Source organism: Burkholderia sp. BC1 (assembly GCF_052683555.1).
Window position 1 is genome coordinate 13,196 of record NZ_JBQYLP010000010.1, and the last position, 11,319, is coordinate 24,514.

The following is an 11,319-nucleotide window of genomic DNA, read 5'->3' on the forward strand; positions in this document are numbered from 1 at the left end:
GGGCTGCGCATCGGCCGCCCGCATGTCGCGGCCGCGCGTGCGATGTGCGTGGGCCGCGCATGCGCTTCGGGCCGTGCCGCGCACCGCGCACCACGGCGCCGAAGCGCCACACCCTCAGCGCCGTTCGTCGTCGATATAGCTGCGAATCACGTCCGCGAACGATGCATCGCCTTTCAGACCGAGCGCATGCGCGCGCGTCGTGTCCCAGCGGCCGGGCCAGCTGCCGACGATCTTCTCGACGCGTTCGTCCGGCACATGACGGATCCGCTTCACGACTTCGTCGCCGGCCACTTCGCGCAGCGCCGCGATCATCTCGTCGACCGACACCGAAATGCCGGGCAGGTTGATCACGCGCTTGTTGCCGAGTTGCGCGGCATCGAGCTCGCAACCGGCGACCAGCGCGTCGATCGCCGCGCGCGGCGACAGCAGCCACAGCCGCGTCGAGCCCGGCACCGGGCAGACGCTTTCCTCGCCGTTCAGCGGCTCGCGAATGATCCCGCTCGCAAACGACGAAGCCGCCGCGTTCGGCCGGCCGGGCCGCACGCTGATGGTCGGCAGACGCAGCACGCGGCCGTCGACGAACCCGCGTCGCGCGTAGTCGCACAGCAGCAGCTCGGCGATCGCCTTCTGCGCGCCGTACGACGATTGCGGATTCAGCGCGGTATCGTCCTGCACGACGTCCGGCAGCATGCCGCCGTACACGGCGACCGAGCTCGTGAACACGAGACGCGGCCGATGCCCGCGCGCGCGGCACACTTCGAGCAACGTGCGCGACGCATCGAGGTTGATGCGCATGCCGAGATCGAAGTCGGCTTCGGCTTGCCCGCTGACGATCGCCGCGAGATGGAAGATCGCGCCCGTTTGTGTGTCGATCGCGCGCTCGAGCACGGCGCGATCGGCGATGTCGCCGACGATCGCGCTCACGCGCGCGTCGCCGAAGTCGCTGCCGGCGACGACGTCGAGCAGCACCAGCTCGTCGAGCTTTTCCGGCCGGCCGTCGGGGCCGGTCAGTTCGCCGCGCTCGAGCAGCTTGCGCGCGAGCCGCTGGCCGAGAAAGCCGGCGCCGCCGGTGATCAGTACTTTCATGTTGGTTGCCCTCGCAGGAATACGTGAGATACGCGAATTACAGGTACGGTTCGAGCCAGCCGAGGCCGGCCGACGTGCCGGCCTTCGGCCGATACTCGCAGCCGATCCAGCCGTCGTAGCCGAGCGCGTCGATCAGCTCGAACAGATACGGGTAGTTCAGTTCGCCGAGATCGGGTTCGTGCCGCTCGGGCACGCCCGCGATCTGGATGTGGCCGATACCCGCGAAGTCGCGCTTGAGCTTCATCGCGAGATCGCCTTCGACGATCTGGCAGTGGTAGCAGTCGAACTGCACCTTCAGGTTCGGTGCGCCGACTTCCGAGCAGATCGCGTGCGCATCGTCCTGGCGGCTCAGGAAATAGCCGGGCATGTCGCGCTGGTTGATCGGCTCGATCAGCACCGTGATGCCGTGCGCGGCCGCCGCCTGCGCCGCGTGACGCAGATTGGCGACGTACGTGTCGCGATGGCGCGCCCGATCGGCGCCGGGCGCGACGAGGCCGGCCATCACGTGCAGCTTCTTGTTGCCGAGCACGCGCGCGTAGTCGAGCGCACGGTCGATGCTGCGCCGGAACTCGTCCTCGCGGCCCGGCAGCGATGCGATGCCGCGCTCGCCGGCCGCCCAGTCGCCGGGCGGCGCGTTGAACAGCGCCTGCTCGAGGCCGTGCGCGTCGAGGCGCGCGCGGATGTCCTCGGCCGCGAAGTCGTACGGGAACAGGTACTCGACGGCCTTGAAGCCGTCGTACGCGGCGGCGGCGAAGCGTTCGAGGAACGCGTGCTCGTTGTACATCATCGAGAGGTTGGCGGCGAAGCGTGGCATGGCAGCGGATCCTGTGAATGAATGGGGCGGGGCGCGACGCCCCGCATCGAACGGTGGCCGATCAGCGGTTCACGAGTTTCGCGGGCGTGAGCCACACGGCGAACGCGCCGATCACGAGCATCGCGGCGAGCACGTACATGCCCGACGACGTGCTGTGCGTGAGGTCCTTCAGATAGCCGATCACGTACGGGCTCGCGAAGCCGGCGAGGTTGCCGACCGAGTTGATGATCGCGATGCCGGCGGCGGCCGCGCTGCCCGCGAGGAACGCGGTGGGCAGCGACCAGAACAGCGGTGCGCAGGTCAGCACGCCGCCCGCCGCGATCGACAGGAACACGATCGACACCGCCGTATTGTGCGAGTACGACGCGGCGACCGCAAAGCCGACGGCGCCCATCAGCGCCGGCACGATCAGGTGCCAGCGGCGCTCGCGGCGCTTGTCCGCGCTGTGGCCGAACAGGTTCATCACGACGATCGCGACGACGAACGGAATCGCGGACAGCAGGCCGACCTGCAGCGTGTCCGTGATGCCGGTGGACTTGACGAGCGTCGGCATCCAGAACGTGAGCCCGTACTGGCCGGTGACGAACGCGAAGTAGATCAGCGACATCCACCACATGCGCGGGTCGGCGAACACGGCCTTCAGCGAATGGCCGTGCTTCTGCTGTTCCTGCGGCTGCGCGGCGATCTCGTCTTCGAGGAGCTGCTTTTCGCGCTCGTTCAGCCACTTCGCGCTGCGAATGTTGTTGTCGAGATAGAGGATCGTCACGATGCCGACCAGCACGGCCGGCACGGCTTCGATCATGAACATCCACTGCCAGCCGTGGAAGCCCGAGCCGCCGTGAAACGCCTCCATGATCCAGCCCGACAGCGGGTTGCCGAAGATGCCCGACACCGGAATCGCCGACATGAACACCGCGATGATCTTCGCGCGGCGATGCGACGGGAACCAGTACGTCAGATAGAGGATCACGCCCGGATAGAAGCCCGCTTCGGCGAGACCGAGCAGGAAGCGCAGCACGTAGAACTGCGTCGGCGTCTTCACGAACGCGAACATGGCGGACAGCAGCCCCCACGTGATCATGATCCGCGCGATCCAGATGCGCGCGCCGATCCGGTGCATCAACATGTTGCTCGGCAGCTCGAACAGGAAGTAGCCGAGGAAGAAGATGCCGGCGCCGAGGCCGAACACCGTCTCGCTGAAGGCGAGGTCCTGCGACATCTGCAGCTTCGCGAAGCCGACGTTGACGCGGTCGAGATACGCGACCACGTAGCAGAGCATCAGGAACGGCACGATGCGCCAGAACACTTTCTTGTAGGTCAGGTCGAGTTCGGCCGGGCTGGCGGCCGCGGCGGGCGAGCGGCCCGCAGCCGCGTCGAGTGCAGTCATCGTCGTCTCCAAAGGTGGCAAGTGCCGGCGGCGCGTACGCTGCCGGTCGTAGGTGTGTGCTGACGGAAGGGCCCGCGCACACGGCGGGCATGCGATTCGCGTGCTACCAGCGCGCGCCGAACGCGGCGCGCAGTTCGTCGAGCGCCGCATCGGGCAGCGGCTCGGGCTTCGGGTTCGTCATGAGCCACAGCCGTGCGGTTTCCTCGAGCTCTTCGAGCGCGTACGACGCGTGCGACACCGACGGCCCCCACATCACCGGGCCGAGGCGATCGAGCAGGACGCCGCGCACGCGGTCGGCGAGCGCCGCGACTTCGGCCGCGACGTCGGGGTCGCCCGGGCGGCGGTAGCGGATCAGCGGAATGTGGCCGACCTTCATCACGTAGTACGGCGTGATCGGCGGCAGCACGTCGGTGTCGCGCCACACGCCCGCGAGCGTCAGCGCGACGAGGTGCGTCGAATGCGTGTGGACGATGCCGTTCGCTTCGGCGTTGCGCGCATAGATGCCGCGATGCAGCGTCAGCGTCTTCGACGGCTTGCCGCCCGACACGGCCTGCCCGTTCGCATCGACCTTCGCGATATCGTTCGGATCGAGCCGGCCGAGACACGCATCGGTCGGCGTGATGAGCCAGCCGTCGGGCAGCCGCGCACTGATGTTGCCCGCACTGCCGACCGCATGACCGCGCGCGTACAGGCTCGCGCCGACCACGCAGATTTCTTCGCGCAGCTTCGCTTCGATGCTCATCATGCGGCTCCGTCGAGCGCGCGCAGCGCCTTATCGAAAAAGTCCACCGCGCCGAAATTGCCGGACTTCAGCGCGAGGCCGAGCGGCTCGATGTCGATGGTCGCCGTTGCCGGCACGCCCGGATCGATCTGCGCGCCGATCTGCAGCGATTTCACGCCGAGCGCCTGCACGACCGCGCCGGACGTCTCGCCGCCCGCGACGACGAACTTGCGCACGCCGAGTGCGCGCAGGCCGTGCGCGATCGCGGCGAGCGTGCGCTCGACGAGTTCGCCGGCCGCTTCGACGCCGAGCGCCTGCTGCACGGCCTTCACTTCGTCGGGCGTCGCGGTCGCGTAGATCAGCACCGGTTCCGGCAGATGCGAACGCGCGAACGCGAGCGCCTGCTCGACGACCGGCTCGCCGCGCGCGGCCGCGAGCGGATCGATGCGGAAGCTCGGCCGCGTGGCGCGCCATGCGGCGACCTGCGCGTTGGTCGCCTTCGATGCGCTGCCGGCGAGCACCGTCGACGTGCCGTCGATGCGCGGCAGCGATGCCGCGTTGTCGCGCGCGGCGAGCTCAGCGGCACGGCGGAAGTTCTCGGGCAGCCCGAGCGCGATGCCGGAGCCGCCGGTGACGAGCGGCAGCGCTGTGCAGGCTTCGCCGAGCACGTGCAGATCGCGGTCCGACAGCGCGTCGGCGATCGCGATGCGCACGCCGTCGGCGCGCAGCTGCGCGATGCAGGCGCGCACGTCGGCGGCACCGCGCGCGATCGTGTCGTAGCGGATCAGGCCGACCTTCGACGGCGTCTGCCGCTGCAGCACACGCACGAGATTCGCATCCTTCATCGGCGTGAGCGGATGGTTCTCCATGCCCGATTCGTTGAGCAGCACGTCGCCGACGAATAGGTGGCCGCGATAGATCGTGCGGCCGTTTTCCGGAAACGCGGGGCAGGCGATCGTGAAGCCGCCGCCGGCCGCGTCGAGCAGCGCATCGGCGACGGGGCCGATGTTGCCGGCGTCGGTCGAGTCGAACGTCGAGCAGTATTTGAAGAAGAACTGGCGACACCCTTGCGCGCGCAACCATTCGTAGGCGGCGAGCGACTGCGCGACGGCGTCGGCGGCCGGAATCGTGCGCGACTTCAGCGCGACGACGATCGCATCGGCGTCGATCGGCGCGCCGTCGGCCGGCACGCCGATCGTCTGTACGGTACGCATGCCGCTCTTGACGAGCATGTTCGCGAGATCGGTCGCGCCGGTGAAATCGTCGGCAATGCAGCCGAGCAGGGGACGGGAAGCGGAAGCGTTCATGGCAAGGCGTGGTTCGAATCAGCGGGCGGGCGGCAGCGTGATGCCGGGAAAAGTCTTGATCACGGCGGAATCGTCCTCGCCGCCGTGACCGGCGCTCGACGCGCTCATGAACATCTGGTGCGCGGTCGCCGACAGCGGCAGCGGGAATTTGCTGCGGCGCGCGGTGTCGAGCACGAGGCCGAGATCCTTCACGAAGATGTCGACGGCCGACAGCGGCGTGTAGTCGCCGTTCAGGATGTGCGGCACGCGGTTCTCGAACATCCACGAATTGCCGGCACTGTGCGTGATCACGTCGTACAGCGCGTCGGGATCGACGCCTTCGCGCAGGCCGAGCGCCATCGCTTCGGCGGCGGCCGCGATATGCACGCCGGCCAGCAGCTGGTTGATGATCTTGACCTTCGAGCCGACACCGTGCGTATCGCCGAGACGGTAGACCTTGCCCGCCATCGCGGCGAGCACGTCTTCGCACGCGGCGTAAGCGGCGGCGGGGCCGGACGTCATCATCGTCATCTCGCCGGACGCCGCGCGCGCGGCGCCGCCCGACACCGGCGCGTCGAGCATCTGCAGGCCGGCGGCCTCGATGCGCGCGCCGAGCGAGACCGCGAATTCGGGCGCGACGGTCGCGCTCGCGATCACGACGCCGCCCGGCTTCATCGACGCGACCGCGCCGTGTTCGCCGAACAGCACCGTTTCCGTCTGCGCGGCATTGACGACGAGCGTGACGACGACGTCGCACTGCGCGCCGAGTTCGGCCGGCGTCGCGCAGGCGATGCCGCCTTCGGCCGCGAACGCGTGCAGCACGGCTTCACGGACGTCGCATGCGTGCACGCGAAAGCCCGCGCGCAGCAGCGAACGCGCGACGCCGAGGCCCATCGCACCGAGGCCGATGACTCCAACATTTCGTGACATGGTCAACCTTGATCGATTCGGAACGGATTCGGGAATGCGCCGCGGCGTCAGCAGATGCCGGCTTCCGCGAGACGGCGCGCCGCGTTGTACATATGCGTGCGCGCCGCGTTGCGCGCAGCCATCGGATCGCGCGAGCGGATCGCGTCGGCGATCGCCGCATGTTCTTCGCGCACCTGCCGCGAGAAGTCCTCGCGCGTCGCTTCGTTGCGGCGCGTGACCTTCACGCCCGCTTCGAGATACTGGTTCAGGAACTGCAGCGTCTTGAGGAAATACGGGTTGCCCGTGACGGCCGCGATCGTGCGATGGAACGCGACATCCTCGGCGACGCCGTCGCGACCCTCGGCGACCGCTTCGTCGATCTTGCGCAGCGCGTCGTCGATGTCGGCCATGTCTTCGTCGCTGTGACGCAGCGCGGCTTCGGCCGCGACTTCGGCTTCGATCGCGCGGCGCACCGCGAGCAGATGCGGCAGCGAGCTCGCCTCGACCGCTTCCGCGTAGTCGATGCGCAGCGGCCGGATCGCGCCGTGCTGGTTCACGTACACGCCGCTGCCCTGACGCGGCTCGACGACGCCTTCGTTCTTCAGCCGCGAGATCGCTTCACGGATCACGGTGCGGCTCACGCCGAATTCCTGCGCGAGCACCGCTTCGGTCGGCAGCTTGCCGGTCGCCACGAAGCTGCCGGCTTCGATCTGCTTCAGCAGTTGCTGCGCGACGTGGTCGCTCATCGCACGGGCAGGGATTTTTTCGAACATGACGCGATAGTTTGTAAGGTGATGTGGTCATCATACAAATTTGATCGCAGTGAAGCATCCGGGAATACCCTCGGTCAAAAGGCGCGAACGTCGGCGAAATTGACTGGAACCGGTTCCATTTCGATGCGAACGGCGTGCAATGTGATGGCGCGGCGGCACCGCTCGGCCGCGAGCGGCAGGGAGCGCCGCGCGGCTCGATTCGAGTAGGGAGAACCGGGAGAAGGGCCGCGGTGGGTCAGTCTGTAGCTGTAGCGACTCTGCTGGCGCTCGAGCCGGGGCGCCGTCGCACGCACGGCATGAGCGTCCGGTTTTCGCGCCGACGCAGGCCGATCGTCACGCGCCGTCGGCCTGCCCGCTCACTCGACTTCGTCGTGAAGCGCGTCGTCCGTCACGCTCGCGGCGGCTGCCGCTTCGTCGCCGCCGCGCTCGCGATACGCGGCCGGCGGCACGCCGAACTGCTTGCGGAACTCGCGCCCGAGGTGCGACGCGTCGGCGAATCCGCAGCTCGACGCGATGTCGGCGACGGTGCGGTCCGAACTCGTCAACAGCCAGGCGGCGGTGCGCAGCCGCACCTGCTTCGCGAAGGCCTGCGGGCTCTTGCCGGTTTCGGCCTTGAACAGGCGCTCGAGCTGCCGCGTCGACAGGTCGAGCTTGCACGCGAGTTCCTCGAGCGGCAGCGCGCGCCCGACGTGCTGTTCCATCAGAAGAATCGCGCGTTTGACCTTCGGATGCGTCGCGGGCTCGAGGCCCGGCGGATGCGGCTGCGGCGCATTGCCCTTCTGCATCTCGCCGACGAGCAGGATGCGCAGCGCCTTCTGCACGGTCGCGTGCTCGAAGTGGCGCAGCAGGATCGCGGCGGCGACGTCGATCGACGCGCGCCCGCCCGAGCAGGTGATGCGCCGCCGGTCGATCACGAACAGCCGGTCGGCGATCAGCAGATCGGGATCGGCGCTCGGAAAGCGTTCGATGAAATCCCAGTAATGGAACCAGCTCACGCAGGTGCGGTAGCCGTCGAGCACGCCGGCACGCATCAGCGTAAACACGCCCGTGCAGATCCCGACGATCGTCGCGCCGCGCGCGGCCGCGCGACGGATGAACTCGAGCGTTTCGGGGCCGGCTTGCGGCCCCGAGTGCAGCAGCCCGCCGACGACGACCACGTAATCGAACGGCTCGGCCGCATCGAACGTTTCCCACGGCGTGATCTGGATCCCGCAGCTCGCGCGCACCGGCGCGAGCGTATCGCCGATCACACTCCACGCGCAGCGCACGGGCTTGCTGTAGTCGCCGTCGTCGGCGGACAGCCGCAGCATGTCGACGAACCCGGAGAACGCGGTGAGCGTGAAGTTCGGCAGCAGCACGATGCCGAAGCGGATGCGCTGCGGCGCCGGTTCGGCGAGAGGGGAAGCGGGTACGTCGGGTGTCATTGCGGCAAATCTCGTTACGCCGGGCGGGCGGTCTCACGCTGTTCAGGATACGGCAACCGGCGCGCGGCCGCGCGATGCGGACGCGGCCGGACTTGTGGTTTTTCGTCGCGAACCATCGCCAAAACGCACTTTCGGGCCGGGCGGCCGGGCGCTTGGCGGCGCTATCCCACGCCGATGCCGTTTTTGTTCTATCGGCGGATTTTACGCTTTGATGTACTGGCGTCCAACGTCACTTGCAGTGCCATCCAGAGGAAGCCAGATGAACGTCAGCGTTTTCGACCTGTTCAAGATCGGCATCGGACCGTCCAGTTCGCATACGGTTGGACCGATGATCGCGGCGTGCCGCTTCGCGTCGCACGTGGAGGACGCGAACCTGCTCGGCTTCGTGCGCCGCGTGCGCGTCGAGCTGTACGGCTCGCTCGGCGCGACGGGCAAGGGCCACGGCACCGACAAGGCCGTGCTGCTCGGCCTCGAGGGCCATCTGCCGGACACGATCGATCCGGATCTGATCGAGCCGCGTCTCGCCGCGATCCGCGCCGAGAAGTCGCTGTCGTTGCTCGGCAAGCAGACGATCCGCTTCGACGAGAAGGAGCACATCGGCTTCTACCGGAAGCTGATGACGGGCACGAGCATCGTGCACCCGAACGGCATGCGCTTCCAGGCGTTCGACGAACACGGTCAGCTGCTCGTCGAGAAGGAGTATTACTCGATCGGCGGCGGTTTCGTCGTGAACCGCGACGGCGACCGCGTCAACGGCGTACGCGCGGCGGCCGAGGTGCCGTATCCGTTTCGCACCGGCGACGATCTGATGCGCCAGTGCCGCGAGCACGGGCTGTCCATCGCCGAGCTGATGATGCGCAACGAATGCGCGCTGCGTCCGGAAGACGAAGTGCGTGCGGGGCTGCTCGCGATCTGGCGCACGATGGCCGCCTGCGTCGAGCGCGGCTGCAAGGTCGAGGGCGATCTGCCGGGCCCGATGCGCGTCAAGCGCCGCGCGGCCGAACTGAATGCGCGGCTGCGTGCGCGTTCCGAGGAATCGCTGCGCGACCCGCTGTCGATGCTCGACTGGGTCAACCTCTATGCGATGGCCGTCAACGAGGAGAACGCGGCGGGCGGGCGCGTCGTCACCGCACCGACCAACGGCGCGGCAGGCGTGATTCCGGCCGTGCTGCACTACTACGTGAAGTTCGTGCCGGGCTCGAACGAGGCAGGCATCGTCGAATTCCTGCTGACCGCCGCGGCGATCGGAATCATCTACAAGGAAACCGCGTCGATCTCCGGCGCGGAAGTCGGTTGCCAGGGCGAAGTCGGCGTCGCGTGCTCGATGGCCGCGGCCGCGCTCGCGGCCGTGATGGGCGGCACGCCGGACCAGGTCGAGAACGCCGCCGAAATCGGCATGGAACACAACCTCGGCATGACCTGCGACCCGGTCGGCGGGCTCGTGCAGATCCCGTGCATCGAGCGCAACGCGATGGGCGCGATCAAGGCGCTGAACGCATCGCGCATGGCGCTGAAGGGCAACGGTCAGCACTACGTGTCGCTCGATTCCGTCATCAAGACGATGCGCGAGACGGGCGCCGACATGAAGACGAAATACAAGGAAACGTCGCGCGGCGGTCTGGCCGTGAACGTCATCGAATGCTAACGAAGGACCATCAACATGAGCCGCTACTCGATATTCAGCCTGTTCCGCAACGGCCTCTCGTATCACGAGAACTGGGAGAAGCAATGGAAGAGCCCCGAGCCCAAGCGTGAGTACGACGTCGTGATCGTCGGCGGCGGCGGGCACGGGCTCGCGACCGCGTACTACCTCGCGAAGGAGCACGGGATCACGAACGTCGCGATTCTCGAGAAAGGCTGGATCGGCGGCGGCAATACCGCGCGCAACACGACGATCGTGCGCTCGAACTATCTGTGGGACGAATCGGCCGCGCTGTACGAGAAGGCGATGAAGCTCTGGGAAGGGCTGTCGCAGGACCTCAACTACAACGTGATGTTCAGCCAGCGCGGCGTGATGAACCTCGCGCATACGCTGCAGGACGTGCGCGACACCGAGCGCCGCGTGAACGCGAACCGGCTCAACGGCGTCGATGCGGAATTCCTGACGCCCGCGCAGGTGAAGGAAATCGAGCCGACGATCAACCTGAACAGCCGCTATCCGGTGCTCGGCGCATCGATCCAGCGTCGCGCGGGCGTCGCGCGTCACGACGCGGTCGCATGGGGCTTCGCGCGCGGTGCGGACCGCGCGGGCGTCGACATCATCCAGAACTGCCAGGTCACCGGCATTCGCCGCGAAGGCGGCGCGGTGGTCGGCGTCGATACCGTGAAGGGCTTCATCAAGGCGAAAAAGGTCGCGGTGGTCGCGGCCGGCAACACGACGACGCTCGCCGACATGGCCGGCGTGCGGCTGCCGATCGAAAGCCATCCGCTGCAGGCGCTGGTGTCCGAGCCGATCAAGCCCGTCGTCAACTCGGTGATCATGTCGAACGCCGTGCACGCGTACATCAGCCAGTCCGACAAGGGCGACCTCGTGATCGGCGCGGGCATCGACCAATACACGGGCTTCGGCCAGCGCGGCAGCTTCCACATCATCGAAGGCACGCTGCAGGCGATCGTCGAAATGTTCCCGGTGTTCTCGCGCGTGCGCATGAACCGTCAGTGGGGCGGCATCGTCGACGTGTCGCCGGACGCCTGCCCGATCATCAGCAAGACCGACGTGAAGGGGCTGTATTTCAACTGCGGCTGGGGGACGGGCGGCTTCAAGGCGACGCCGGGCTCGGGCTGGGTGTTCGCCCATACGATCGCTCGCGACGAACCGCATCCGCTGAACGCGCCGTTCTCGCTCGACCGCTTCTACACCGGCCACCTGATCGACGAACACGGCGCCGCCGCCGTCGCGCACTGAACGAGGAGAAACCA

Annotated in this window: 10 protein-coding genes; 2 read left to right on the plus strand and 8 right to left on the minus strand. The window is 67.8% G+C overall.

Annotated features, from left to right (window positions below):
• Positions 1 to 114: 114 nt before the first annotated feature.
• The 8 genes from denD to ACSHSS_RS07055 all read right to left on the minus strand — a co-directional run bounded on the left by denD (position 115) and on the right by ACSHSS_RS07055 (position 8,400).
• On the minus strand, positions 115 to 1,086 hold the full coding sequence (gene denD / locus ACSHSS_RS07020; protein WP_105855546.1) for a D-erythronate dehydrogenase: 972 nt from the start codon (positions 1,084 to 1,086) through the stop codon (positions 115 to 117).
• A 37-nt stretch (positions 1,087 to 1,123) separates the two neighbouring features.
• The gene (gene otnI / locus ACSHSS_RS07025) at positions 1,124 to 1,900 is read right to left on the minus strand and encodes a 2-oxo-tetronate isomerase (RefSeq protein WP_105855545.1); all 777 of its coding nucleotides are present in this window, start codon (positions 1,898 to 1,900) and stop codon (positions 1,124 to 1,126) included.
• A gap of 61 nt (positions 1,901 to 1,961) precedes the next feature.
• Positions 1,962 to 3,287, minus strand: a complete 1,326-nt coding sequence (locus tag ACSHSS_RS07030) for an MFS transporter (RefSeq protein WP_105855579.1) — start codon at positions 3,285 to 3,287, stop codon at positions 1,962 to 1,964.
• A 103-nt stretch (positions 3,288 to 3,390) separates the two neighbouring features.
• Positions 3,391 to 4,032, minus strand: coding sequence for a 3-oxo-tetronate 4-phosphate decarboxylase (gene otnC, locus ACSHSS_RS07035; protein ID WP_006405978.1), 642 nt, complete (start codon positions 4,030 to 4,032; stop codon positions 3,391 to 3,393).
• Positions 4,029 to 5,315 (minus strand): 3-oxo-tetronate kinase, encoded by a 1,287-nt coding sequence (gene otnK / locus ACSHSS_RS07040; protein WP_105855544.1) that lies wholly within the window; start codon positions 5,313 to 5,315, stop codon positions 4,029 to 4,031. The genes otnC and otnK overlap by 4 nt, the downstream gene beginning before the upstream one ends.
• A gap of 18 nt (positions 5,316 to 5,333) precedes the next feature.
• Positions 5,334 to 6,224 carry an L-threonate dehydrogenase gene (ltnD, locus tag ACSHSS_RS07045; RefSeq protein ID WP_105855543.1) on the minus strand — a complete coding sequence of 297 codons (891 nt, stop codon included), beginning with the start codon at positions 6,222 to 6,224 and terminating at the stop codon, positions 5,334 to 5,336.
• Between the two features lie 47 nt (positions 6,225 to 6,271).
• Entirely contained in the window at positions 6,272 to 6,976 is a 705-nt protein-coding gene (locus ACSHSS_RS07050) for a FadR/GntR family transcriptional regulator (protein WP_006396307.1), read from the minus strand.
• Between the two features lie 356 nt (positions 6,977 to 7,332).
• The gene (locus ACSHSS_RS07055; protein WP_006413021.1) at positions 7,333 to 8,400 is read right to left on the minus strand and encodes a GlxA family transcriptional regulator; all 1,068 of its coding nucleotides are present in this window, start codon (positions 8,398 to 8,400) and stop codon (positions 7,333 to 7,335) included.
• A 259-nt stretch (positions 8,401 to 8,659) separates the two neighbouring features.
• On the opposite strand from ACSHSS_RS07055, the gene ACSHSS_RS07060 reads away from it, so the two are divergent.
• Positions 8,660 to 10,045, plus strand: coding sequence for an L-serine ammonia-lyase (locus ACSHSS_RS07060; RefSeq protein ID WP_006396309.1), 1,386 nt, complete (start codon positions 8,660 to 8,662; stop codon positions 10,043 to 10,045).
• Between the two features lie 15 nt (positions 10,046 to 10,060).
• Positions 10,061 to 11,305: a sarcosine oxidase subunit beta family protein gene (locus tag ACSHSS_RS07065; protein WP_006396310.1), complete on the plus strand. Its 1,245-nt coding sequence runs from the start codon at positions 10,061 to 10,063 to the stop codon at positions 11,303 to 11,305.
• Positions 11,306 to 11,319: the final 14 nt, after the last annotated feature.